The organism is Paraburkholderia sp. A1BS-2L (assembly GCF_051125205.1).
In the GTDB taxonomy this organism is placed as follows: Bacteria; Pseudomonadota; Gammaproteobacteria; order Burkholderiales; family Burkholderiaceae; genus Paraburkholderia.
Window position 1 is genome coordinate 1,639,717 of sequence record NZ_CP120429.1, and the last position, 24,154, is coordinate 1,663,870.

The 24,154-nt window shown below is 63.9% G+C and carries 27 protein-coding genes and 1 tRNA gene; 17 read left to right on the forward strand and 11 right to left on the reverse strand.

Features of this window, described 5'->3' with window-relative positions; translation table 11 throughout:
* Positions 1-5: 5 nt before the first annotated feature.
* Positions 6-878, forward strand: a complete 873-nt coding sequence (locus tag P5W98_RS22165) for a dienelactone hydrolase family protein (RefSeq protein WP_421025961.1) — start codon at positions 6-8, stop codon at positions 876-878.
* A gap of 24 nt (positions 879-902) precedes the next feature.
* Here P5W98_RS22165 and P5W98_RS22170 read toward each other — a convergent pair whose 3' ends face one another.
* A complete protein-coding gene (locus P5W98_RS22170; RefSeq protein WP_421025960.1) occupies positions 903-1,772 on the reverse strand; it encodes a sulfurtransferase in 870 nt (289 codons plus the stop codon).
* A gap of 171 nt (positions 1,773-1,943) precedes the next feature.
* Complete coding sequence (locus tag P5W98_RS22175) at positions 1,944-3,050, reverse strand: aromatic ring-hydroxylating oxygenase subunit alpha (protein WP_421025959.1); 1,107 nt, start codon at positions 3,048-3,050, stop codon at positions 1,944-1,946.
* 309 nt (positions 3,051-3,359) lie between these two features.
* Here P5W98_RS22175 and P5W98_RS22180 point away from each other — a divergent pair, with 309 nt between their 5' ends.
* From P5W98_RS22180 to P5W98_RS22200, 5 genes are all read left to right on the forward strand, one after another.
* Entirely contained in the window at positions 3,360-3,698 is a 339-nt protein-coding gene (locus P5W98_RS22180) for an exodeoxyribonuclease VII small subunit (RefSeq protein WP_421025958.1), read from the forward strand.
* Positions 3,695-4,576: a polyprenyl synthetase family protein gene (locus P5W98_RS22185; RefSeq protein ID WP_421025957.1), complete on the forward strand. Its 882-nt coding sequence runs from the start codon at positions 3,695-3,697 to the stop codon at positions 4,574-4,576. The genes P5W98_RS22180 and P5W98_RS22185 overlap by 4 nt, the downstream gene beginning before the upstream one ends.
* An 86-nt stretch (positions 4,577-4,662) precedes the next feature.
* Positions 4,663-6,570 (forward strand): 1-deoxy-D-xylulose-5-phosphate synthase, encoded by a 1,908-nt coding sequence (gene dxs, locus P5W98_RS22190; RefSeq protein WP_421025956.1) that lies wholly within the window; start codon positions 4,663-4,665, stop codon positions 6,568-6,570.
* A gap of 187 nt (positions 6,571-6,757) precedes the next feature.
* Positions 6,758-7,558 carry a GTP cyclohydrolase FolE2 gene (folE2, locus tag P5W98_RS22195; RefSeq protein ID WP_421025955.1) on the forward strand — a complete coding sequence of 267 codons (801 nt, stop codon included), beginning with the start codon at positions 6,758-6,760 and terminating at the stop codon, positions 7,556-7,558.
* A 300-nt stretch (positions 7,559-7,858) separates the two neighbouring features.
* On the forward strand, positions 7,859-8,974 hold the full coding sequence (locus P5W98_RS22200; RefSeq protein WP_421025954.1) for a porin: 1,116 nt from the start codon (positions 7,859-7,861) through the stop codon (positions 8,972-8,974).
* Positions 8,975-8,989: 15 nt separating this feature from the next.
* Here P5W98_RS22200 and tsaD read toward each other — a convergent pair whose 3' ends face one another.
* Positions 8,990-10,018, reverse strand: coding sequence for a tRNA (adenosine(37)-N6)-threonylcarbamoyltransferase complex transferase subunit TsaD (gene tsaD / locus P5W98_RS22205; RefSeq protein WP_421025953.1), 1,029 nt, complete (start codon positions 10,016-10,018; stop codon positions 8,990-8,992).
* A 202-nt stretch (positions 10,019-10,220) separates the two neighbouring features.
* Here tsaD and P5W98_RS22210 point away from each other — a divergent pair, with 202 nt between their 5' ends.
* The 5 genes from P5W98_RS22210 (at position 10,221) to dnaG (ending at position 15,736) form a co-directional block, all read left to right on the forward strand.
* A complete protein-coding gene (locus P5W98_RS22210) occupies positions 10,221-11,447 on the forward strand; it encodes an NAD(P)/FAD-dependent oxidoreductase (protein WP_421025952.1) in 1,227 nt (408 codons plus the stop codon).
* 136 nt (positions 11,448-11,583) lie between these two features.
* Positions 11,584-12,567, forward strand: a complete 984-nt coding sequence (locus P5W98_RS22215; protein ID WP_421025951.1) for a universal stress protein — start codon at positions 11,584-11,586, stop codon at positions 12,565-12,567.
* A 216-nt stretch (positions 12,568-12,783) separates the two neighbouring features.
* On the forward strand, positions 12,784-12,996 hold the full coding sequence (rpsU, locus tag P5W98_RS22220) for a 30S ribosomal protein S21 (protein ID WP_035531398.1): 213 nt from the start codon (positions 12,784-12,786) through the stop codon (positions 12,994-12,996).
* 285 nt (positions 12,997-13,281) lie between these two features.
* Positions 13,282-13,728: a GatB/YqeY domain-containing protein gene (locus tag P5W98_RS22225; protein ID WP_413188047.1), complete on the forward strand. Its 447-nt coding sequence runs from the start codon at positions 13,282-13,284 to the stop codon at positions 13,726-13,728.
* Positions 13,729-13,837: 109 nt separating this feature from the next.
* Positions 13,838-15,736, forward strand: coding sequence for a DNA primase (dnaG, locus tag P5W98_RS22230; RefSeq protein WP_421025950.1), 1,899 nt, complete (start codon positions 13,838-13,840; stop codon positions 15,734-15,736).
* Positions 15,737-15,772: 36 nt separating this feature from the next.
* On the opposite strand, the gene P5W98_RS22235 is transcribed toward dnaG, so the two are convergent.
* Positions 15,773-15,961 (reverse strand): hypothetical protein, encoded by a 189-nt coding sequence (locus P5W98_RS22235; protein ID WP_421025949.1) that lies wholly within the window; start codon positions 15,959-15,961, stop codon positions 15,773-15,775.
* A 46-nt stretch (positions 15,962-16,007) separates the two neighbouring features.
* Between P5W98_RS22235 and rpoD the strand changes: the two genes are divergently transcribed.
* On the forward strand, positions 16,008-18,266 hold the full coding sequence (gene rpoD / locus P5W98_RS22240; protein WP_421025948.1) for an RNA polymerase sigma factor RpoD: 2,259 nt from the start codon (positions 16,008-16,010) through the stop codon (positions 18,264-18,266).
* A gap of 126 nt (positions 18,267-18,392) precedes the next feature.
* A tRNA-Ile gene (locus P5W98_RS22245) sits at positions 18,393-18,480 on the forward strand.
* 83 nt (positions 18,481-18,563) lie between these two features.
* On the opposite strand, the gene P5W98_RS22250 is transcribed toward P5W98_RS22245, so the two are convergent.
* Together P5W98_RS22250 and P5W98_RS22255 are read right to left on the reverse strand one after the other, a co-directional pair.
* Complete coding sequence (locus P5W98_RS22250) at positions 18,564-19,424, reverse strand: tyrosine-type recombinase/integrase (protein WP_421025947.1); 861 nt, start codon at positions 19,422-19,424, stop codon at positions 18,564-18,566.
* Positions 19,421-19,765, reverse strand: coding sequence for a hypothetical protein (locus P5W98_RS22255; protein WP_421025946.1), 345 nt, complete (start codon positions 19,763-19,765; stop codon positions 19,421-19,423). The genes P5W98_RS22250 and P5W98_RS22255 overlap by 4 nt, the downstream gene beginning before the upstream one ends.
* Before the next feature lie 194 nt (positions 19,766-19,959).
* Here P5W98_RS22255 and P5W98_RS22260 point away from each other — a divergent pair, with 194 nt between their 5' ends.
* Entirely contained in the window at positions 19,960-20,532 is a 573-nt protein-coding gene (locus tag P5W98_RS22260) for a DUF6680 family protein (RefSeq protein ID WP_421025945.1), read from the forward strand.
* 114 nt (positions 20,533-20,646) lie between these two features.
* On the opposite strand, the gene P5W98_RS22265 is transcribed toward P5W98_RS22260, so the two are convergent.
* From P5W98_RS22265 to P5W98_RS22285, 5 genes are read right to left on the reverse strand one after another with little or no spacing between them, the layout of a single operon-like run.
* A complete protein-coding gene (locus P5W98_RS22265) occupies positions 20,647-20,937 on the reverse strand; it encodes a hypothetical protein (RefSeq protein ID WP_421025944.1) in 291 nt (96 codons plus the stop codon).
* A 5-nt stretch (positions 20,938-20,942) separates the two neighbouring features.
* Positions 20,943-21,107 carry a hypothetical protein gene (locus tag P5W98_RS22270; protein ID WP_421025943.1) on the reverse strand — a complete coding sequence of 55 codons (165 nt, stop codon included), beginning with the start codon at positions 21,105-21,107 and terminating at the stop codon, positions 20,943-20,945.
* Positions 21,108-21,134: 27 nt separating this feature from the next.
* On the reverse strand, positions 21,135-21,269 hold the full coding sequence (locus tag P5W98_RS22275) for a hypothetical protein (RefSeq protein ID WP_421025942.1): 135 nt from the start codon (positions 21,267-21,269) through the stop codon (positions 21,135-21,137).
* The gene (locus P5W98_RS22280; protein WP_421025941.1) at positions 21,269-21,436 is read right to left on the reverse strand and encodes a hypothetical protein; all 168 of its coding nucleotides are present in this window, start codon (positions 21,434-21,436) and stop codon (positions 21,269-21,271) included. The genes P5W98_RS22275 and P5W98_RS22280 overlap by 1 nt, the downstream gene beginning before the upstream one ends.
* Positions 21,433-21,687 (reverse strand): hypothetical protein, encoded by a 255-nt coding sequence (locus P5W98_RS22285; RefSeq protein ID WP_421073335.1) that lies wholly within the window; start codon positions 21,685-21,687, stop codon positions 21,433-21,435. Before P5W98_RS22285 ends, P5W98_RS22280 begins: the two co-directional genes overlap by 4 nt.
* Positions 21,688-21,796: 109 nt before the next feature.
* Between P5W98_RS22285 and P5W98_RS22290 the strand changes: the two genes are divergently transcribed.
* From P5W98_RS22290 to P5W98_RS22300, 3 genes are all read left to right on the forward strand, one after another.
* Positions 21,797-22,708: a head decoration protein gene (locus P5W98_RS22290; RefSeq protein WP_421025939.1), complete on the forward strand. Its 912-nt coding sequence runs from the start codon at positions 21,797-21,799 to the stop codon at positions 22,706-22,708.
* A gap of 66 nt (positions 22,709-22,774) precedes the next feature.
* Positions 22,775-23,812, forward strand: coding sequence for a major capsid protein (locus P5W98_RS22295; RefSeq protein ID WP_421025938.1), 1,038 nt, complete (start codon positions 22,775-22,777; stop codon positions 23,810-23,812).
* Positions 23,812-24,147 carry a head-tail joining protein gene (locus P5W98_RS22300; protein ID WP_421025937.1) on the forward strand — a complete coding sequence of 112 codons (336 nt, stop codon included), beginning with the start codon at positions 23,812-23,814 and terminating at the stop codon, positions 24,145-24,147. Before P5W98_RS22295 ends, P5W98_RS22300 begins: the two co-directional genes overlap by 1 nt.
* The last annotated feature ends 7 nt before the right edge of the window (positions 24,148-24,154 follow it).

Below are 24,154 nucleotides of genomic sequence, written 5' to 3' on the forward strand. Positions count from 1 at the left end.
GTTGCATGCTTAAACCTGAAATCGACAGCCTCGTCCCACACGTGCCGTTCGATCGGCGCACCTTCATCAAGGCAGCACTGGGCAGCGGCTTTGCCGCTGCGGTGCTGCCGGTCTCCGCGCAAACCATCCATACCGGCAGCGAAGGCCTCGAAGCCGGCGAAATCGCGTTCCAGTCGAACGGGACGCTGATTCCGGCGTATCGCGCTCAGCCGAAAGGCAGGACGCATCTGCCGGTGATCATCGTGATTCACGAGATTTTCGGCGTGCACGAGCATATCGCCGATGTGTGCCGGCGTTTCGCCAAGCTCGGCTATCTGGCCATTGCCCCGGATCTGTTCGAGCGCGAGGGCGATGCGTCCGTGTATCCGACCGTTCAGCAGATCGACCAGGACATTGTGAGCAAGATTGCCGATGCGCAGGTGCTCGGCGATATCGATGCGGCGCTCGTCTGGGCTGGCCAGCACGGCGGCGATCTCGAGCGCGCGGGGATCAACGGGTTCTGCTGGGGCGGCCGGTACGCGTGGCTCTATGCGGAGCACAATCCGCGCGTGAAGGCGGCGGTGGCGTGGTATGGGCGCGTGGCGGGCGCGCATACCGAAAACACGCCGCAAAATCCGCTCGATCTCGCGGGCACGCTGCAGGTGCCGGTGCTCGGGCTGTACGGTCGCGAGGACAACAGCATTCCGCAGGACACGCTCGAGCAGATGAAGGCGGCGATCGCGCAGGGGCCGCAGGGCGGGCGCGGCTCGCAGTTCGTCGTGTACGACGATGCGGGCCACGCGTTCTTCGCCGATTATCGGCCGAGCTATCGCAAGGCCGATGCGGAGGACGGCTGGAAGCGCGCGCTTGCCTGGTTCAAGGATCACGGCGTCGGCTGAGGCCGGCGCCGCGGTGGGACAGGCTCAGGGGTTCGCGCCCGTGGCCACGGGTCGCGACGGATCCGAGCACCACTCGCTCCACGACCCCGCATAAAGCGCAGCGCCATGCATGCCGGCGATCTCCATCGCCAGCGCGTTATGGCAGGCGGTCACGCCCGAGCCGCATTGCAGCACCACGTGCTCGGGTGTCTTGCCCGGCAGCAGCGCGCCGAATTCGTCGCGCAGCGTATGCGCGGACTTGAAGCGGCCGTCGTCGGCGAGGTTGTCCTTGAAGAAGCGGTTGAGCGCGCCGGGGATATGGCCGCTCACCGGATCGATCGTCTCGTTCTCGCCGCGGTAGCGGTCGGCGGCGCGTGCGTCGACGACGGTGAGTTCGTGGGTGGACAGATTGCGCTCGAGGGCTTGCGCATCCACGGTCACCTGGAGGGGCGCGCCGGCTTTGAACGTGCCTTGCGCGGCGGCGGGGACGTCCTTCGAGAGCGGAAAGCCGGCAGTCTCCCAGGCTTGCAGGCCGCCATCGAGCACGGCTACCGAGTCGTGGCCGAGCCAGCGCAGCAGCCACCACAGACGCGCGGCATACATGCCGCCCTGAGCGTCATAGGCGACCACCTGTTGTCCCGCGTTGAGCCCCCAGCTCATGAGCGTGGCGACCAGCGAGGCGCGGTCGGGCAGCGGGTGGCGGCCATTCTTGCCGGTTTTCGGGCCCGAGAGGTCGCGCTCGAGGTGGAGGTAGCGCGCGCCCGGCAGATGGCCGGCGGCGTAGGCGGTTTCGCCCGCGGCGGGATTCGCGAGGTCGAAGCGGCAGTCGAAGACAAGCACGCTGCCTGGCGCTGCGGTGAGGCGCTCGTGCAGGTTGCCGGCCGAGATCAGTGTGGTGTAGTGCGTGTGGGGCATGACGGCTCCTTGAATCGTGCGTGGCCGGTGTCGCGCGAGTGCACCTGCACAGCGCGCGCAAAGTGCTGGCCCGGTGCCGTCAGTCTAAACAAAAAGACGGGCCTAAGCCCGTCTTTCCGTGAAGCGTCGAATCTGCGTAGAGGGATCTGCGTGGATCTGCAAAGGCCGCACTCAGATCGTGCCGAGCTCGCGCCGCAGGAACTCGTGGAAGTGCTGCATGCCGTCTTCCATCGGGCTCTGGTACGGACCGACTTCCGAGACGCCGCGCTCGAACAGCGCGCGGCGGCCGGCATCCATGCGCTCGGCGATCTCGTCGTCTTCGATGGCCGTTTCCATATAGGCGGCGCGTTCGGCCTCGACGAACTCGCGCTCGAACAGCACGATTTCCTCGGGGTAATAGAACTCGACGATGTTCGTGGTCTTCTGCGTGCCCTGCGGAATGAGCCAGGAGCAGACGAGCACGTGCGGATACCACTCGATCATGAGACCCGGGTAGTACACCATCCAGATCGCGCCGAACTCGGGCGGCACGCCATTACGGAAGCGCAGGACCTCGTCGTGCCACTTGCGATAGATCGGGCTGCCCGGCTTGCCGAGATGGTTGTGCACGCCCACCGTCTGGACGCTGTACCACTCGCCGAACTCCCACTGCAGGTCGTCGCACGACACGAAGTTGCCGAGGCCCGGGTGGAACGGCACGACGTGGTAGTCCTCCAGATAGACCTCGATGAAGGTCTTCCAGTTGTAGTTGCACTCGTGGACCTCGACGTGATCGAACATGTAGTCCGTGAAGTCGAGATGTTTTGCCGGCCCAAGGCGTGCAAGGTCGCGCGCGACGTCGCGCCCGGCCGACTCGAACAGCAGGCCGTTCCACTTTTGCAGCGGTGTGCTGCTCAGGTTCAGGCAGGGTTTGTCCGCGAAATGCGGTGCGCCGAGCAGTTCGCCCTTGAGGTCGTAGGTCCAGCGATGCAGCGGACATACAATGTTGTCTGCCGTGCCGCGACCGTTTAGCATGATGGCCTGACGGTGGCGGCAGACGTTCGAGAGCAGCTCGATCTCGTTGCTCTGGTTGCGAACGAGCACGCGACCCTCTTTCTCGCTGGGCAGCGCAAAATAATTCCCCGCCTCGGGCACCATCAATTCGTGGCCGACGTAGCGAGGACCTTTCTGGAAAAGCGTTTCGATCTCGCGCTTGAGAAGCGCTTCGTCAAAGTAAGCCGTGACTGGCAACTGACTGTGAACGGACTTCAGCTGCAATGCATTGCTCAGATTGGACATTCCCACTCCCGATGAAGACGTGAAAGCAGTGAACAACCCAACCATCGAAGATTCGATTTAGGGAGCCGGGCATTATATCCTGGTTGCCCCTGGCGGGCTAGCTAAGTTGCTGATTTTTGCAGGAATTGCGTCAACAGGGCGGTTGTTATGCGGTATAAACCGCGACAATGGCGCGTGGGATTCGGCCTTCCGGCACCGATTCAGGCAAGCCCCAGCCATGTGGCCGGGAAGGGACACGAACCCGCGAGCGGGGCGGCGAGAGGGCTTTTGCCGTAGAATGTCCGCCTTGTTTCATTTTGGCGACCATCCATGGCGAAATCCGCATCGAAAGACTGCGCCGCAACGGACAAGGACGCGGCCAAAAGCACGGAGCCAGGCGCGGACGGAACGGCCCAGGCCGATCTGCCGCAGAGCTACGAGGCGGGCCTCGCGGAACTCGACGAACTGGTGGCGCGCATGGAAGGCGGCAGCTTGAGCCTCGAGGAATCGCTGGCCGACTACCGCCGCGGCGCCGTGCTGGTCAGGTTCTGCCAGCAGCAGCTCGAAAAAGTTGAACAACAGGTGCGCGTGCTCGACGGCGAAACGCTGCGGCCCGTGCCCCTCAATACGACAGGCAGTTCCGCCGCTGGCGGAGACGACGATCTATGACATTTGACCAATGGACCCGGCAGGTGCTCGACCGGGTCGAAAGCGCGCTCGATCACTATTTGCCGGCTGCCGATGTGCAGCCCGCGCCGCTGCACGACGCCATGCGCTATGCCGTGCTCGGCGGCGGCAAGCGCGTGCGCCCGCTGCTGTGCCATGCCGCGGGTGAACTGACGAACGCGGCGCCCGAGGCGCTCGACGCGGCGGCCTGTGCGCTGGAGATGATCCACGTGTATTCGCTCGTGCACGACGACATGCCCTGCATGGACGACGACGACATGCGCCGCGGCAAGCCCACCGTACACGTCAAGTATGACGAACCGACGGCGCTGCTGGTCGGCGACGCACTGCAGTCGCAAGCTTTCGTAACGCTGACGTCGGACGTGTTCGACGCACAGCGCCAGGCATCGCTCGTGCGCGAACTCGCGCTGGCGAGTGGTTCGATCGGCATGGCCGGCGGCCAGGCGATCGATCTGGCGAGCGTGGGCCATGCGCTCACGCGTGCCGAACTCGAAACGATGCACCGGCTGAAAACGGGCGCGCTGCTGCGTGCCGCGGTGCGCATGGGCGCGCTGGCGGGCGAAACGCCCTCGGCGGATACGCTCGCTGCGCTCGACAAGTATGCGGCCGCCGTGGGCCTTGCGTTCCAGGTCGTGGACGACATTCTCGACGTCACGGCCGACTCGGCCACGCTGGGCAAGACCGCCGGCAAGGACGCGAAGGACGGCAAGCCGACCTACGTGTCGATCATCGGCCTCGATGCCTCGCGGGCGCTCGCGCAGCAACTGCGCGCCGATGCCCACGCGGCGCTTGAACCGTTCGGCGCGCGCGCGCAGCGCCTCGCCGAACTTGCTGATCTGGTTGTGAACCGGGTGAGCTGATTGCGCCAACCCGCCCGCGCGCATGAACGGGAAGTCATGCGCGGACAGAAGTGCGGGAGCGCTCGATTTCCTACAATGGAACGACGATGTACGACTTGCTGAAAACCATTGACGACCCGGCGGATTTGCGCCGCCTCGATCGCCGCCAGTTGCAGCCGCTCGCCGACGAACTGCGTGCCTTCGTCCTCGACAGCGTCTCGCAGACGGGCGGCCACTTGTCGTCCAACCTCGGTACGGTCGAATTGACGATCGCGCTGCACTACGTGTTCGACACGCCGCGCGACCGCATCGTCTGGGACGTGGGCCATCAGACTTATCCGCACAAGATCCTGACGGGTCGCCGCGACCAGATGCAGACGCTGCGTCAGCTCGGCGGCATCTCGGGCTTTCCGAAGCGCGACGAGTCGCCGTATGACACGTTCGGCACCGCCCACTCGAGCACCTCGATCTCGGCGGCGCTCGGCATGGCCATCGCGAGCAAGCTCAAGGGCGAGAACGCCATGGGCATCGCCGTGATCGGCGACGGTGCGATGACGGCCGGCATGGCCTTCGAGGCGATGAATAACGCGGGCGTCGAAGACGACGTGCCGCTGCTCGTCATCCTCAATGACAACGACATGTCGATTTCGCCGCCGGTGGGCGCGCTCAATCGCCATCTCGCGCGCCTGATGTCGGGCCGCTTCTATGCCGCCGCGCGCGCCGGCGTGGAGCGCGTGCTGCGTCATGCGCCGCCCGTGCTCGATCTCGCGCGCAAGCTCGAAGAGCACGCGAAGGGCATGATCGTGCCGGCCACGTTGTTCGAGGAATTCGGCTTCAACTACATCGGGCCGATCGACGGCCATGATCTCGACTCGCTGATTCCCACGCTGCAGAACATCAAGGAACTGCGCGGCCCGCAATTCCTGCATGTCGTCACGAAGAAAGGCCAGGGCTACAAGCTCGCCGAAGCCGATCCTGTCCTCTACCACGGCCCCGGCAAGTTCAATCCCGCCGAGGGCATCAAGCCATCGACGACGCCCGCGAAGAAGACCTACACGCAGGTGTTCGGCGAATGGCTGTGCGACGCGGCGGAACTCGACGCGCGCGTGGTGGGCATCACCCCGGCCATGCGTGAAGGCTCGGGCATGGTCGAGTTCGAGAAGCGCTTCCCGGACCGCTACTACGACGTGGGCATTGCCGAGCAGCACGCGGTGACGTTCGCGGGCGGCCTCGCCGCCGAGGGCCTGAAGCCTGTGGTCGCGATCTACTCGACCTTCCTGCAGCGCGCCTACGACCAGCTGATCCACGACGTGGCGCTGCAGAACCTGCCGGTCGTGTTCGCGATCGACCGCGCGGGCCTCGTCGGCGCGGACGGCGCGACGCACGCGGGTGCGTACGACCTCGCGTTCATGCGCTGCATCCCGAACATGATGGTGATGGCCGCATCGGACGAAAACGAATGCCGCCAGATGCTCTACACGGCGCTCCAGCAGGACTGCCCGACGGCGGTGCGCTATCCGCGCGGCGCGGGCACGGGCGTCGCGACCGTCAAGCAGATGGTCGCGCTGCCGGTGGGCAAGGGCGAGATTCGCCGCGAGAGCGCAGCGTCTGCAGGCAAGCGCATCGCGATCCTCGCATTCGGCACGATGGTTGCGCCGGCATTGGCCGCTGCCGAGGAACTGGACGCCACCGTGGCGAACATGCGCTTCGTGAAGCCGCTCGACGCGGAGCTGGTGCGCCAGCTTGCCGAGACGCACGATTACCTCGTGACGGTCGAGGAAGGCTGCATCATGGGTGGCGCGGGCTCGGCCTGCGTGGAAGCCCTGCTTGAAAGTGGGGTTATCAAGCCCGTACTACAATTGGGCCTCCCCGACCGCTTCATCGACCACGGCGACCCGGCCAAGCTGCTGGCCAGCTGCGGCCTCGACGCGGCAGGGATCGCGAAGTCGATTCGCGGGCGTTTCCTCGACAAGGCCGCGAGCGTATCCGGCAAGTCGGTGATGCGCGTCGCCTGACCCGGTTTCGCGCCTCGCGGCGCGGCTGGCCTCGTAAGCACCAGGCCGGCCAGCAAGCCGCGGCAATCCACTTCAAAATTGAACCGGCGGCTGGGTGTACACCCGGCATCGCCAGCAAGCGCCGGCTCTTGCCGGCGCTTGCCATTTGCGTGCCGCAAGTTTGCCGGCGCGGCCTGAGGACAAGAACATGAATCAGATGAACCCGGCTTTCGTGATGCCGGACGTCCAGAGCTCCGTCGATACCCGTCAGATTCCGATCCAGCGCGTGGGCGTGAAGGGCGTGCGCCATCCGTTGACGGTCAAGACCGGCGCGGGCGACGTCCAGCCGAGCGTCGGCACGTGGAATCTCGATGTTCATCTGCCGGCGGACCAGAAGGGCACGCACATGTCGCGTTTCGTGGCGCTGCTCGAAGAAAACAAGGCGCCGCTCGAAGCGGCGACGTTCCGCGCGATGCTGGCCGCGATGCTCGAAAAGCTCGAATCGCAGGCCGGCCGCATCGAGGTCTCGTTCCCGTATTTCGTGAAGAAGGTTGCGCCGGTGTCGGGCGTGGAAAGTCTGCTGGACTACGAAGTGACGCTCGCCGGCGAGGTGCGCAACGGCGAGACGCGTCTCTTCCTGAAGGTGCTCGTGCCGGTGACGAGCCTGTGCCCGTGCTCGAAGAAGATCTCGCAGTACGGTGCGCACAATCAGCGCTCGCATGTGACGATCGATGCCGAGCTCGCTGGCGACCTGCCGGTGGAAGATCTCATTCGCATTGCCGAAGAAGAGGCGTCGTGCGAACTCTGGGGCCTGCTCAAACGTCCGGACGAGAAGTTCGTGACGGAGCGTGCATACGAGAATCCGAAGTTCGTCGAGGATCTGGTGCGCGACGTGGCGGTGCGCCTGAACGCGGACGCGCGCGTGATGGCCTATACGCTCGAAGCCGAGAATTTCGAGTCGATTCACAATCACAGCGCGTATGCCGTGATCGAGCACGACAAGCGTTGATGTGGTGATTGAGCAACGCAGATTGGGGCCGCTCAAGAAGCGGCCCTTATCATTTTCGTTTCTGAATACGCGGTGCTGGAAAAACGGCTTGGGGTATACCCGTTTTGCCTGGTAATCCTGATGTTATTTCCTTCCACTCTCCATCGGACAAGCCGCGATATCGCCGTTATTTGAGGTGTGGCAATACTGCAGTCTACCTTCGCCGTTATAAGTAAAACGTATCACAACGTCATAACGAGTCGGCGCGTTCCCTGCGGACGACGAGCGATCCATCCGTAAAAAGATGACGAAGGAGACATAATGCGCTTTTGCAGAAAGGGCATCTGCAGCACGGCATTGATGCTGGCTGCGGGTGGTGCGAATGCTCAATCGAGCATTACGCTGTATGGCATCGCAGATACGTTTGTTCAGTTCCTCAATAACGGCGGCAAGCAATCCTGGTCGCAGCGCAGTGGCGGAAGCGCGCCGTCGCGCTTTGGCCTGAAAGGCACCGAGGATCTCGGCGGCGGCCTGAAGGCCGCATTCACGCTAGAAAACGGTTTCAACGTCAACAATGGCACCGGCTTTGGCGATGCGAGCGCCATGTTCTATCGCCAGGCATGGGTGGGACTTTCGCACGAGAAATACGGTACGTTCACGCTAGGCCGCCAGTATCAGCCGACTTTCTGGGTGCTCTACCCGGGCGATCCCTTCTTCGCGAATGAAGTGCTTTCGCCGCTAGCCGCGGCGGGCAATGTCGTCGATCGCAATACGATCGGCATGCAGACCAGCGGCGGGCGGTCGAACAATTCGCTCGTGTACAGGTCACCGAAGCTCAAGGGGCTGCAACTGATGGCCATGTACGCGTTTCAGTCCAGTGTGACGCAGCCGGTGCCGCAAACGAACGGCAATATTCTCGATATTGCCGCAACCTGGTCGGGCTACGGTCTTTATGCAGGACTCGCGTACCAGTACCAGCATCCGGGCACGAAGACCCTGGCCAGCTTGCCGTCCGTTCTCAATACGGTTGGAACCGAGCACTTCAATAGCGCGCTCGCTTATCAGATCGGGATCGTCAATCTTCAGTTCATCTACGGATATCACCGTCCGAAGCACGACGATTCGAGTCCGCTCGCATCGAGGCTCTCGGCCGTGCACGCCTATAGCTTGATGCAGGCAGGCGCCACGATTCAGGCAACGGTCGCGGACACGATCGAGATCGTGGCTCTGCAACGCGCCGTGCGTGGCGTGCATGACAACATGTGGGCGGTGCAACTGGGCGTCGACCACAGCCTTTCGAAGCGGACCGCCGTTTATGCGCGCGCGGGCTATATGAAGAACAACGGTTCGTCCACGATGAGCTGGTCTGGCGTTCCCGTGACGGCCCCGGGCACGGGGCAAACGCTCGGGGCCGTTGGCATCACGCAGCGTTTCTGATGCGCAAGCGTTCCGCTATTGCTGCGCGAGCGACGCGAGGTCCCAGCGCGGCTTCACCGTGAACGCGTAGTCCCGCGTGGCTTGCTCGGGCCAGCGCGCGAGGCGCAGCGCACCCGCGAGCGCGATCATCGCGCCGTTGTCGGTGCACAGTGAAAGATCGGGGTAATGGACTTCGAAGCCGCGCTTTTGCGCCGCGGCCGAAAGCGTTTCGCGTAGCTGCTTGTTCGCGCCCACACCGCCTGCGACCACGAGGCGCTTCATTTGCGTGCGCTTGAGCGCGGCGATCGATTTGGCGGCGAGCACCTCGACGGCAGCATCGACGAAACCGCGCGCGATGTCGGCCTTGCCTTGCTCGCAGATGTTCGTGCCGAGCTTCTTCACCTGCGTAAGCACGGCGGTCTTCAGGCCGCTGAAGCTGAAATCGAGGTCGCCCGAATGCAGCATCGGACGCGGCAGCTCGACGGCGCCTGGCGTGCCGAACTCGGCGAGGCGCGAGACTTCCGGCCCGCCCGGATAGCCGAGGCCGAGCAGCTTGGCGGTCTTGTCGAAGGCTTCGCCCGCGGCGTCGTCGAGCGTTTCGCCGAGCGTCTCGTAGACGCCCACGTCGGTCACGCGCATGAGCTGCGTGTGGCCGCCCGAGACGAGCAGCGCGACGAAGGGGAAGGGTGGCGGCGCGTCGACGAGCAGCGGCGAGAGCAGATGCCCTTCGAGATGGTGGATGCCGACGGTCGGTCGGTTCCACGCCATGGCGAGCGCGTTGGCGATGCTCGCGCCTACCAGCAGCGCGCCGGCGAGCCCCGGCCCCTGGGTGAACGCGATGGCGTCGATGTCGCTGCGCGCCGCGCCGCTTTTCGCGAGCACTTCCTCGAGCAGCGGCAGCGCGCGGCGGATATGGTCGCGCGACGCGAGCTCGGGCACGACGCCGCCGTACTCGCGGTGCATGGCGATCTGCGAATGCAGCGCGTGGGCGAGCAGGCCGCGCTCGCTGTCGTAGAGCGCGAGGCCGGTTTCGTCGCAGGAGCTTTCGATGCCGAGAACAAGCATGGTATGGCGGGCGGCGGCCCTGCCGGGACACGGCTGTCCGGGCGAAAACCGTCGCTAGATCAAAGTGATAGGCAAGTCTAAAAGTATAGCAGTGCGGGCACGACCCGTTTGACGGCATCCGGCGCGCGGGCGCACTCTCTTGCCGCCGCTTCGGCGCCGCCGGGGCGCCATCGCCGCGTCCGGCGCGGGTAGAATGCGCGCCATGGAATCTTTCGACATCGCCGTGATCGGCGCAGGCGCGGCCGGCATGATGTGCGCGGCGGTAGCCGGCCAACAGGGCCGCCGCGTGGCGCTGATCGATCACGCCCCGCGCCTTGCGGAAAAAATCCGCATCTCGGGCGGTGGACGCTGCAACTTCACGAATCTGCATGCGAGCCCCGCTAACTATCTCTCGAACAACCCGAATTTTTGCCGCTCGGCGCTTGCGCGCTATACGCCGCGCGACTTCCTCGCGCTGCTGCGCCAGCATCGTGTGACGTGGCACGAGAAGCACAAGGGCCAGCTCTTTTGCGACCAGTCGAGCGAGGCGATCATCGACGTGCTGCGCGCCGAATGCGATGCCGGCAGTGTGGCGTGGCGGCGTCCGCTGCCCGTCGAGGCGGTGAGCCATGCCGACGGCGCGGGCTTCACGCTCGGCACGCCGCAGGGCGAGATTCGCGCGAAAGCGCTGGTGATTGCCACGGGCGGGTTGTCGATTCCGAAGATCGGCGCCACCGATTTCGCCTACCGCGTTGCGAAGCAGTTCGGCCACAAGCTCGTCGATATGCGCCCCGCGCTGGTGCCGCTCACGTTCGCGCCGCAGGACTGGGCGCCCTACGTGTCGCTCGCGGGCGTCTCGCTCGAAGTGCACGTGGCAACCGGCGAGCGCAAGAGCGCCGGGGCTTTCGACGAGGATCTGCTGTTCACGCACCGGGGTCTTTCCGGCCCCGGCGTGCTGCAGATTTCGAGCTACTGGCAGCCAGGGCAGCCCATTCGCGTGAATCTGCTACCCGAGCGATCCGCAAGCGATGCGCTGATCGAGGCGAAGGGCGCGACGAAGCGCCAGATCGGCAATCTGCTGGCCGAGTGGGTGCCGACGCGTCTCGCGCATGCCTGGCTCGAGGCGCATCAGGTGCCGCACGAGGCGCGGCTTGCCGATCTGCCCGACAAGACGTTGCGCCGCATCGGCGAGGGACTTGTGCAATGGTCGCTCACACCAACCGGCACCGAGGGTTACAAGAAGGCCGAGGTGACGCGCGGCGGCGTGGACACGCGCGAGCTCTCCTCCGCGACGATGATGAGCCAGCGCGTGCCGGGCCTGTATTTCGTGGGCGAAGCGGTGGACGTGACGGGTTGGCTCGGCGGCTACAACTTCCAGTGGGCATGGGCTTCGGGGGTCGCCGCCGGCGAGGCTGCGGCGGAGTTCACGGCGGTGGCGGCCAGGGCCTGAAGCCCAATCGTATCGATCGGTTGCGATTTTGGGCTGGCCCGTCGCATCGAGTCTCGACGAGTTGATGCTCGTCATTGTTCGGCCGGCTGAGGAGGTTCACGCTCGAACATTGATCCATTGTGGAGAGGTGTGAAACGTGAATCAGCAAGCAGAGCAGGTGAAACAGGAGCCGGCGCAGCACGGTGTGCCGCTACGGCGGATCATGATTGCCGTCGACGACTCGAATGCTTCGAAGCAGGCGGTGCGGTTCGCTGCGCGCGTAGCGCCGCGCGACGCCGATGTGCGCATCGTCTGCGCCGCCGGGCAGCCGCGCTCCTGGCAGGCCGGCGGCGCCTACACCGCGGGCGATGCCTGGTTGAGGGAGTCGCTTGCCGCCGCGCGCCGCGAGTTGCGGCAGGAGGCCGAGAACACGCTCGAGCAGGCGGTGGCGGCGTTCGACGGACAAGTTGCCTCGGTTTCGGGGCATGTGCTCAATCTGACCGGCGAGTCCGGCGCGGTCGTGCACGCGCTGAGCGCGGCGGCCAGCGAATGGCGCGCCGACCTGCTGGTGGTCGGCGCCCGTCATCAAGGGCGCGTGAAACGCTGGGTCGACGGTTCGGTGTCGGCCGCGCTGGCCGTGTCGGCGCCTTGCCCGCTGCTGGTGGTGCCCGCGGAGTACGAGGCATGCGACGAGCCGCGCTTTACACGCATGCTGCTGGCGACGGACGGCAGCGAGGCTTCCACGCAGGCGATCGAGGCGGCCATGCGGCTCGTCGAGCCGCAGATTGCCTTACGCGCGATCTACGTGGTTGACCGCGGCAGCGTGACTGGCGGCCCGGTGGCCGCTCCGGGGCTGGAAGAGGCGCTCACCGGGCTCGGACGCAGGGCGCTCGCGGCAGCGCAAAAGCGACTCGAGCCGACGGGCTGCACCTGCGAAACGGCGCTCGTGGCGACCGGCCTCATGCGCGACGACATCGCCCACACGGTCCTGCGCGATGCGAACGAGTGGAACGCCGATCTCGTCGTCCTGGGCACGCACGGCCGCCGGGGCGTTGCGCGCTGGCTGCTCGGCAGCGTGGCCCAGCGCGCCGTCGAGGTCACGCATTTGCCGCTATTGCTGGTCGGGCCTTGCGAAGGCTGATTCGCCGGGGCTGGCCACACTCGCCGCCCGTATCCGGTTCTTGGGGCACACTGGGATTTCGCTTCACCAGAGGCTGCTTGACGGGCCATAAACGAAGCGGCGAGTGCGGGTGGAACAGGCCGCAAGGGTTCGGGTTTTCCTCCGAGGCGGCCTGCGATCCCCCGACATGGAACTGCTATACTTGATTCTCTTTACCTCACGATCCGTTATTGGAAAATGACGACCATCCGCGTAAAAGAAAACGAACCCTTTGAAGTGGCCATGCGCCGCTTCAAGCGCACGATCGAGAAGAATGGTCTCCTGACTGAGCTTCGTGCGCGCGAGTTTTACGAAAAGCCGACGGCTGAACGCAAGCGCAAGAAGGCTGCGGCGGTGAAGCGCCACTTCAAGCGCATACGCAGCCAGATGCTGCCGAAGAAAATGTACTGATTCCGACGTGCCATGGTGCAACCCCGTGGCACGCGAGCAGCCGGCACTGCCGCCGGCCAGTTCAGGGGTAACCCGGGCCGGACCGGCAACAAAGCCTGCGCTGTCTATTTGGTGTGGCCGCAGCCGTATCGAACCCGCACCTGCCCGCCTGGAAACGTTTCCAGGCGGGTTTTTGCATTCTTGTGATGTTTCGGTGCGAGGGTTTGGCGTATAGGTGAGCGCGGTGGCCGCGCTGCCCGGGGTTCTCCCGGGGATTGTGCAACCCCAACGCATTTCAGGTGAGTAATGAGTCTCAAAGATCGGATCAACGACGACATGAAGGCTGCGATGCGCGCGCGCGAAAGCGAACGCCTCGCCACGATTCGTCTGCTGCTCGCCGCCATCAAGCAACGCGAAGTCGACGAGCGCGTGACGCTCGACGACGCCGGCATCACGGCGGTCGTCGACAAGATGATCAAGCAGCGCAAGGACTCGATCAGCCAGTTCGACGCGGCAGGCCGCGCGGACCTCGTCGAGAAGGAAAACGCCGAGCTGCAAATCCTGTCCGCCTATATGCCGGAGCAGTTGTCGGAGGCGGAAATCGCCGCCGAAGTGCAGGCGGCGGTCGCTCAGGTGGGCGCGAGCGGTCCGCAGGACATGGGCAAGGTGATGGGCGTGCTCAAGCCCAAGCTGGCGGGACGTGCCGACATGACGGCGGTGTCCGGGCTCGTCAAGGCCGCGCTCGCGAAGTGAGGGCCGCGCCTCGCGCGGCGCCGGCTGTTGCCGTGCGTCGTTGCGAGGTTTGCCGCAGGCCGCGCGAATGCGCGCGCCCAGCCCCTGTTACCCGAGCGACCGAGCCCTGATGATTCCGCATTCGTTCCTGCAGGATCTGCTCAACCGCGTCGATATCGTCGACGTGGTGGGGCGCTACGTGCAGCTCAAGAAGGGCGGCGCGAATTTCATGGGCCTCTGCCCGTTTCACAACGAAAAGAGCCCTTCCTTTACCGTTAGTCCAACGAAGCAGTTCTATCACTGCTTCGGCTGTGGCGCGCATGGCACGGCCATCGGCTTTCTGATGGAGCATGCGGGCCTCACGTTTCCCGAGGCCGTCAACGAGCTCGCGCAGTCGGTCGGCCTCAGCGTGCCCCAGGAACCGTCGCCAATGCGTGGCGGCGCCTATGGCGGCAGTGGAGGGGGCGCGAGCGGCGGGGCAGGCGGCTACGCGCCAGGTGTCTCGAAGGCCGTCTCCATTGCGCTCTCGGACCTCATGCAGACGGCTTGCGACTATTACCGCAAGCAGCTGCGCAGCGCACCGAACGCCATCCAGTACCTGAAAAAGCGCGGCCTCACCGGCGAAGTCGCGGCCCGTTTCGGCCTCGGTTACGCGCCCGATGGATGGCAGAACCTCGAATCCGCGTTTACCGATTATCGCGACGACGCGCTGGTCGAAGCCGGCCTCGTTATCGTCAGTGAAAAGCAGGATGTGCAGGGCCAGGCGCGCCGCTACGACCGTTTCCGCGACCGCGTCATGTTCCCCATCCGCAACGTGAAGGGGCAGGTGATCGGCTTTGGCGGGCGCGTGCTCGACGGCGGCGAGCCCAAGTATTTGAATTCCCCGGAAACGCCGCTATTTAACAAGGGCAGCGAACTGTACGGGCTGTTCGAGGCGCGTCTGGCGATTCGCGAACAGCACTACGTGCTGGTGGTCGAGGGGTATATGGACGTGGTGGCGCTCGCGCAACTCGGATTCCAGAACGCGGTGGCGACGCTGGGCACCGCGTGCACGCCCATCCACGTGCAAAAGTTGATGCGCCAGACCGACACGGTGATCTTCAGCTTCGACGGCGACGCGGCGGGCCGTCGCGCGGCGCGGCGTGCGCTAGATGCGTGCCTGCCCCATGCGGCGGACAACCGCACGATCCGCTTCCTGTTCCTGCCCTCGGAGCACGACCCGGACAGCTATGTGCGCGAGTACGGCGCCGAGGCGTTCAAGGAGCAGGTCGACCGGGCCATGCCGCTCTCGCAGTTCATGCTGAACGAAGTGCTGGTGGGCAAGGAACTCGACCAGCCCGAAGGGCGCGCCCGCGCGCTGTTCGATGCGAAGCCGCTGTTGCAGGCGCTACCGGCGAATGCGCTGCGCGCGCAGATCATGCACATGTTCGCCGACCGCCTCGACGTGCCGTTCGAGGAAGTCGCGGCGCTCTGCGAGGTCGACGCCCGCATTGCCCAGGCGGCGCGCCAGGCGCCCGCGCGCAAGGACCGGCACCTCGTGACCGGAATCGAGCGCAAGGCGCTGCGCAACCTGGTGATGCATCCGCGCATCGTGGCGCAACTCGACGAAGAGGCCGAGCAGGCGCTCATCGGGCTCACGCGGCACGGCGAACTGTTCGAGGAGGTGACCACGCACGCGCGTGCACTGGGAGACGCAGCCGAATTCCAGTTGCTTTCGGACCTGTTGCGAAACGGTGCGAACGCCCCCACCTTCGAGGAGATTTTTCGCGAAATTCTGGACTATGATGAAAACGTCCGGGATTTGCTGATGAAAAATCCAGAAGATGGCGCCGTGCTGGAGGAGCGCCGCGAGCAGGAGCGGCTCGTGGGCGAGGAGATGGCGGCGGCGATCCTGAAAATGCGCTTCGACGCCTGCAGCGGGCGGCTGGACGTGCTTTCGCGGCAGTCGCGCCATACGCCCGAGGAGCTAGCCGAATATGTGAAACTGAATCAGACGCGGGCTGACATGAAACGTCAGCTCGGGCTGTAGAGGAGGAACGCGCGCGGGCGATTGTTACCCTGCGTGCTACAATAAAAGGTTTTCAGCGGTTTGTTTTTGTTGTTTGTTTTGTTTTTTCCGGACGGTTTCCAGCAAGGGCGGAATGGCAATGGCAAAGACTACAGGCGGAAAAAAGGCGACAGGCAAGGGTTCGACGGATTCGACCAGCAAGGTCACAAAGACCCAAGATGCACCATCCGCCAGTTCGCGCCGCAAGGCGGCGAGCGCCAGTCATGAAGTTCCCGCTGTCCGGAAGAAAGCAATGGCTGCTTCGGCCGCGCGAGCGGCGCCAGCACGCGCGGCGAAAGCCTCTACGCATCCGGCAACGAAGCGGTCCGGTGGTCCGAGTAGTGCAAGGCAAGTGCCTGCCGTTGCGGACGATGCGGCAGAGCGCGAGGCTCCAGTATCCACGGTTCAAGAGGCTGATGTCCAACAGCCGCGAGTCGAGACTACAGCCGGTACGGCGAACTCCATGACGAAAAAGCTGAATGAAGTGTCCGTCGATGACGACGCAAACCAGAGCGAGGAAAGCACGCCCACCGCGGGCAAGGGTGAGAAAACCACCCGTGCGCGCGACCGGCGAGCGAAGGAAAAGGCGCTGCTGAAAGACGCATTCGCGTCATCGCAGCCCGGCACCGTCGAGGAACTCGAGGAGCGGCGCAACAAGCTGCGCGCGCTCATCAAGCTTGGCAAGGAGCGCGGCTACCTCACCTACGCCGAAATCAACGATCACCTCCCCGACAACTTCACCGAGACCGAGGCGATCGAAGGCATCATCAGCACGTTCAACGACATGGGCGTGGCCGTCTACGAGCAGGCCCCCGATGCCGAAACGCTGCTTCTGAACGACAACGCGCCCAATGCTTCTTCGGACGACGAAGTAGAGGAAGAAGCCGAGGTCGCGCTCTCCACCGTCGACTCCGAATTCGGCCGCACGACCGACCCGGTGCGCATGTACATGCGTGAAATGGGCACGGTCGAGCTGCTCACGCGCGAAGGCGAAATCGAAATCGCCAAGCGCATCGAAGACGGCCTCATGCACATGGTGATGGCAATTTCCGCTTGCCCGACCACCATCGCCGACATTCTCTCCATGGCCGAGCGCGTCGCGAACGACGAGAGCCGCGTGGACGAGCTCGTTGACGGCCTGATCGATCCGAACGCCGAGGACACCGACGGCTTCAATGCGAAGGAAGCCGAAGAGATCGAGAACGAGACGGAAGACGACGAAGAAGAGGAAGAGGAAGAAGAGGAAGAAGAAGAGGACGACGGCACGGCTCAGGCCACGGCCAACGCGGCACAGCTCGAAGCGCTCAAGCGGGCCTCGCTCGAGAAGTTTTCGCTCATCAGCGAGTGGTTCGACAAGATGCGCCGTGCGTTCGAGAAGGAGGGCTACAAGTCGAAGTCCTACCTCAAGGCGCAGGAAACGATCCAGAACGAGCTGATGTCGATCCGCTTCACCGCGCGTACCGTCGAGCGGCTGTGCGACACGTTGCGCGCGCAAGTGGATGAAGTGCGTCAGGTCGAGCGCCAGATCCTGCACACGGTCGTGGACAAGTGCGGCATGCCGCGCTCGGAGTTCATCGCGCGCTTCCCAGGCAATGAAACCGACCTCGAATGGGCCGACAAGATCGTGGCCGAGAATCACGCGTACAGCGCGATCCTCTCGCGCAACATTCCGGCCATCCGCGAGCAGCAGCAGCGCCTGCTGGATTTGCAGGCGCGCGTAGTGCTGCCGCTGAAGGACCTGAAGGAAACCAACCGCCAGATGGCGGCGGGCGAGTTGAAGGCGCGCCAGGCCAAGCGTGAGATGACCGAGGCGAACCTGCGTCTGGTGATCTCGATTGCGAAGAAGTACACGAATCGCGGTTTGCAGTTCCTCGACCTCATCCAGGAAGGCAACATCGGCCTGATGAAGGCGGTAGACAAGTTCGAATATCGGCGCGGCTACAAGTTCTCGACCTACGCAACGTGGTGGATTCGCCAGGCCATCACGCGCTCGATTGCGGACCAGGCGCGCACGATCCGCATTCCGGTTCACATGATCGAGACGATCAACAAGATGAACCGTATTTCGCGGCAGATCCTGCAGGAAACCGGCCTCGAACCGGATCCGGCCACGCTCGCCGAGAAGATGGAAATGCCGGAGGACAAGATCCGCAAGATCATGAAGATCGCGAAGGAGCCGATCTCCATGGAAACGCCGATCGGCGACGATGACGATTCGCATCTGGGCGACTTCATCGAGGACAACAACACGGTCGCGCCCGCGGACGCTGCGTTGCATGCCTCGATGCGCGACGTGGTGAAGGACGTGCTCGACTCGCTCACGCCGCGCGAGGCGAAGGTGCTGCGCATGCGCTTCGGCATCGAGATGAGCACGGACCACACGCTCGAAGAGGTCGGCAAGCAGTTCGACGTCACGCGCGAGCGGATTCGTCAGATCGAGGCGAAGGCGCTGCGCAAGCTGCGTCACCCGAGCCGCTCGGACAAGCTCAAGTCGTTCCTGGAAGGGAACTGATGCTTGTTTGAGAGGTGAGGATGGTCAGGCCGGAGCGGTTCGTGTAGTATGTCGGCCTGCCGTCGAAAAGCCCGGCCTCTGTGTAGACCGGGCTTTTTTGTTGACTTCCCCTCGTTGTAGCTTCGTGGGCCGGACGCCGTGTTGGTTGCAGGCAGCGGACTCATAATCCGCCGGAGAAATCCCGTCGTCGGTTCGAACCCGACCCGGCCCACCATAGGTTTCAGCGATTTTAAGAACCGCCGATTTTTTCCGCAAAAACCGGCGTTTTCCGCAAAATCGCTTTCTGCGCCGCCGCATTCATCGCGTCGGACCAACTTTTTCCCCGCGCCTTTTCCGCACGTAGTGCTCGGTCATCGTTAGCGATTTGTGGCCCAACTGCCGCTGCGCCTGGCGAATGTCGCCCGACGAATCCGTCTTGTCCGTGCCAGCCTTCGCGCGAAGATCGCGGAACTGGAAATCACCGACCGGGACGCCCGCGCGTGCCCGCGCCGCACTGAATCGCTTCTGCAGGGTACCGAGCGTCATGCGCTCACCCTTCTCGTTGATGACGAGCGCCGTGCTCACCACCTTGAGCCCGACTTTCCGCGCTCGAATCCGGTCGATGACATCCTTCAGCTCGCCCACCACCTCGATGCGCAGCTTCTGCCCGGTCTTACCCTGGCCGATGGCTATGAAGCCATCACGAATATCCCGCTCGTCATAGCTGAGCGTGTCCTGCGGGCGCTGGCCGGCGAGATAGGCCAGGTCCATTGCATCTCGCGTCGGCTGGTCGGCGCAGGCATACACGCGCTGGAACACGTCATCCTCGACGTAGACGTCGCGCCCGCTCTCCGAGTTTTTGCGCACGCCCGCGCACGGGTTCGGTGCGCTCGTCAGCCCGATCTCCCGGGCGTGGTTGAAGATATGGCTGAACAGCGCAATCTCCCGGTTTGCGCGCACGTGCCCGGCGTTCTGCGGCACTTGCTGCCCCTTCTTCCTGAACCAGTCGACGGCGACCTCGTGGCGCCAGCGCATGTACTGCTTCACGTGCTGCGGCTCGATGTCCTCGAGCGGCGCAGAGTCGACGAACACCTTGCGAAGGAAGGCGAGCTCCTTTTCGTTGTCGATCTGCGTGCGCGGCGCTTTAAGCGGAAACACGTCGCGCAGATATGCGGTCACGGTCCGACGCAGCGACGCGCATTGGTGCGGGCCAGTCGCGTTACTGCGTCTGCACGGTCACGTGCGATCTCGGCCATACCGCGTCCCTTTGCCGTGACTACCGGCACCGCGGCGGCGCGCAGTTCACCCGCATGCTTCTGCGCCATCAGAAAGAAGACGGCATGGCCGTAGCAGGTAGCGGCGATGCAGCCGATCCAGAGCAGGGCGCCGACGGCGCGCACGCGCCAACCGTGGGCACGGACCAACGCCGGCAGCAGATGCGCCGCGACGACGAGCACGACGCCGACGGCGATCCACAGCACACGCTCGGCGAGGAAACCGCCACGCTGCCAGCCAGCCATGATCGAGAGGCACGCTGCAGTCACGGTAGCCGCGACTGCGAGTAATGCCGGTCTCACCGCACTTGGGTTCATCCTTCTTGCCTCACAGTGGGAAATTGGTTTCTCGATAGGAGGGTTAAAGCGCGCCGTGGAGTTCGTCCTAGCGAAAGTCTCGGCGTGCTACGATCTAGTGGGCCAAAAATTCGGGGGCTAGCGTGAAGGCAAGCGACTGGGCGATAGTCTTTGCAACGTTGTTCGGGCCTATACTGGCCCTCCAAGCACAAAAATGGTTGGAACGGGCGCGCGAGCGGGGCGCTCGAAAAAGCCAGATATTCGTCTCGCTTATGGCAACTCGGGCCGCTCGGGCATCTGCCGAGCACGTTCGAGCGCTCAACATGATTGACCTCGCCTTTCACGGCAACGAAAACGCTAGAGGCCGAACGAAAGATGAGGACGCGGTGCTCGATGCTTGGCACGAGTACCTCGATCATTTGTTTACCGAGCAGCCCAAACAAGAGGCCGCTCTTGCCGCCTTCTTTTCCGCGCGAGATGAGCTGTTTATCAACCTTCTTGCCGCAATGGCGAACGAGCGCCGATACACGTTCGATCGAGTCAGACTCAAAAAGGGCGCTTATACGCCAGTACTGCACGGAAAAATCGAGGAACTCCAAGCGACAGTGCTGCAAGGCGCGGCGAATGTGCTCAGCGGTACCGCACCTGTTCGAATAGCTCCTTTCGCTGAGCTCAATGTCGAGCCCCGCGGGCAGCAAGCCAATCAAAGGCGATGAGTCATTTATCGGCAACGGGTGAGGGCTGTTCACGGTAGTTCTCGTCTGCAGGAAAATGGACCGGCCCATACTGGCGCCGGCCAAGGCCGCGGCTCGGGGGAGCCGCCGGAGCGATTAAGCGGCGGCTAGGCCGTCGTAGTTGCGATCCGCGAAGTCCGGATCACCGGGATAGCGCTGGGTGCCGTCGGCGCGGCACCAGCAGAACAGCGAACCCTGTCGATGCGGAAACCAGTAGCCCGCGCACGTGCATGTCATGCGCGTCGTGTTGCGGCGATTCATCCAGCGATCGACGCGGTAATCGCGCTTGCCGCAGACGTCGCACGCGGGCACGCGCAGGTACTCGGACAGCTTTCGCTTCAGGCAGCGGCGCGTGGCGCAGTGGCGGCAGCGGACGTGGCAGCGCATCGGAGTCAGTCCCACGCGCGCGGGTAGGGCGCGACATCAGCGCCGAGGCTCTCGTCCATCTCGCGCTGGCGCTTGTCCATCATCCCGATCGCGGCCCATGCAGACCCAGCGATGAAACCGGCTGAGAAGCCAGCGATTGAAACAAGCAGGACTACTAAGCAGATGAACATCAGAATCTCCGGTGAGCTTTTACGGGATCAGGTGCAGCGATGATTGCTGCAGTGGGCCTCAAAAGCCGCTTCGCGCTCGTGCATCTGAGCCTGCAAAGCGAGCAGGGCGATTGCGACGGCACCAGCGATGCAGAGGCGGCCGACGAGCTTGATCGTTTTCATTACAGCCACCCGTTTGCGCGCGCCGCGACGGCGTCGTACCAGATCGCAGCGATTGCGGCACCATAAGCCAGAATCCATGCGGCCGCTTCGATGCCACGGCGCGTGCGCGTGTTGACTGGACGGCAGCCATAAGCGAGCAGTGCGTTGTCGCAAGCGGCGCGGTTCATGCGGCACCCGCGAAGTCAGCGAATGCCTTCTGGGCCGCGACGAGTCGCTCGAGCGCTGCATCGTATTCCGCATCGCCTCGCGCATAGCGCTTGATGTTCACTGCTTTCCAGCACGAGATCGCGCCGCGCTTGTCGAACCAGCTCTTAATGAGCGCTGCGAGCTCGTCGACTTCGTCCTTTTCGAACGGGCCCAGCGTGTCGGCTACTTCGCCAACCTCGTCGTAAAGCTGCTCCTCGGCGTTTTCGATCACGATCTCCGCGAGCGTGTCGTATCCGATGCTGGGCGCCTCACACTCGCAGACGAACACCGGCGCAGGCGATTCGATGTCATCGCGCGTGAGCGCTTCGAGGATCGCGCCAGTGATCGAGTCTTCATTCCGGCGTTGCCAGAAGAAAGATGCGGGTGCCCACCTGCGCCTGTCGGCAAACCCGGACTGGCAGTATCTTCGGCGTTTCAACAAGCGCTTCGATGCGACGTGGGCTGACGAATTCCGGAAAGCTGTCGAGGCACTCTGGCGCGGCTACTCCGAGGATATGGGCCGCTACAACGACGTATCGCGTCAGTTGACCGTGCCGACCCAAATCGGTGTCTACTCGCTCGTTTTCACGTCGGCGACCGCATTCACCGTCACGGCGCCGAGCGGCGCGACTGCAAACGGCACGACCGGCGTGGCATTCTCCGCACTCGGCATCGGCTTCACGATCACCGCGGGAGGCACGGCATTCGTCGCAGGCGACTCGTTCGCGATCACCACGACGGCCGCGGTCGGAAAACCGACGGCTGCAGCTGTCGCGGGCGGCACGAATACCGGCAACGGCACCTGCAGCGCGGTCACCACGACCGGCTATGCGCCGACGCTCGGTGCATACGCGGTTGAATTCGATGACGCGACGCACTTCATTGTGTCGGCGCCGAACGGCCAGGAAATCGGCCACGGCGTCGCGGGCACCGCATTCTCGGGCGGCGGCCTGAACTTCACGATCACGGCTGGTGGTACGGCGTTCGTTCCCGGCGACAGCTTCACGGTCACTGTGGCTGCCGGCACCGGCAAGTGGGTGGCATGCACGTCGACGGCCGTCGATGGCTCGCAGAACGCCGCTGGCATCTGCTTCGGCGTCACCGATGCCTCGCTGAACGACACCTACGGGGCGATCGTGATGCGTCAGTGCGAAGTGAACATCTCCGAACTCGTGTGGGATCCGTCGATGACGGCAGCCAATCAGGCAGCCGCCCTCGTGCTCCTGCAAGCGCAGGGAATCATCGGTCGATAAACCTACCCCATCCACGACATCAGGGCCGCCTTCGGGCGGCTTTTTCGTTTCTGAAGGAGCCGTTCAATGGCATCGCTTGATATTTTCAATCAGGACCCGTTCTCGACCATCACGCTGACGGCTGCGGTCGACAAGTATCCGTACCAGCCGCAGGCGCTCGGCGAGCTCAACATCTTCGATGATGACCCGATCCGAACGACCGCGCTTGTGGTCGAGCAACGTCAGGGCAAGCTCGTCGTCATCCCGCTGAGCGAGCGCGGAGAAGAAGGCACGCAGCGTACGACCGAAAAGCGTCAGGCGCGCTACTTCGATATTCCGCGCCTGCGTCACTCCGACATGATCTATGCGAATGAACTGCAGAACATTCGCGCGTTCGGCACTGAGTCGGAATTGATGCAGGTGCAGGACGAAGTCGCGCGCCGTCTCGCGGGACCCACGGGCCTCCTGAAGAACATCGAGTACACCTGGGAATTCCAGCGGCTCGCCGCCGTGCAAGGTCTGTTCACCGACTCGGACGGCACCGTGCGCTACAACTGGTTCCAGGAATTCGGCATCACGCAGGCAACGGAAGTCGGCTTCAACCTGGCCGCCGGTACCGCGAACACGCTTCGTCCGATCTGCAATCAGATCACGCGCTCGATGGCGCGCAAGGCGCAAGGTGCGTTCACGCCGTCGACGAAGATCTTCGCGCTGGCCGGCGATGCGTTCTACGACGCATTCGTGAACCACCCGGACGTCATCCGCACGTTCGTGAACTGGAGCGATGCACGTGAAATTCGCGGCGGCAATTCGGGCGGCGCTTTCACGTCGTTCGAGTTCGGCGGCATCAACTGGCTGAACTACCGGGGTTCGGACGACAACACGACGATCAAGATCCCGGACGACAAGGTCAAGTTCTTCCCGGTCGGCGCACCCGGGATCTTCCGTCGCGCTCTGGCTCCGGGCGAGTCGTTCCAGTGGGTCAATACGCCTGGCAAACCGGTGTACGTGGTCCCGATCATGGACCGCGACCGCAACGAGTGGTGGAAGATGGAAGTCTCCAGCTACCCGTTGCACATCTGCACGCGCCCGGAAGTTCTGTTCAGCGGCCGCTCGGAGGCGTAATGCCAATTGACTGGAATGCCACGGTCATCGGTCCGCTGATTGGTGTTTTTGGCGAGCCGGTGATCTATACGCCGTTCTCAGGCGGTTCGGCGTTCCAGATCAGCGGCGTGTTCGACGACGCGTACCTCAAGGAAGTTCTCTTCGAGGATGCGTCGTCGACCGTCACGACCATGTCGGCCGTCCTCGGCGTGCAGCTCTCGCAATTCCCGAGCTCTCCCATGCAAAACGACTCTCTCCAGGTCGTCAGCACGGGCTCGACATACATAGTGCGTGAGGTGCGCACCGATAGTCGCGGCGGCGCCAAGTTACTGCTCAGCCGATCAAGTGCCTCATGACGACATC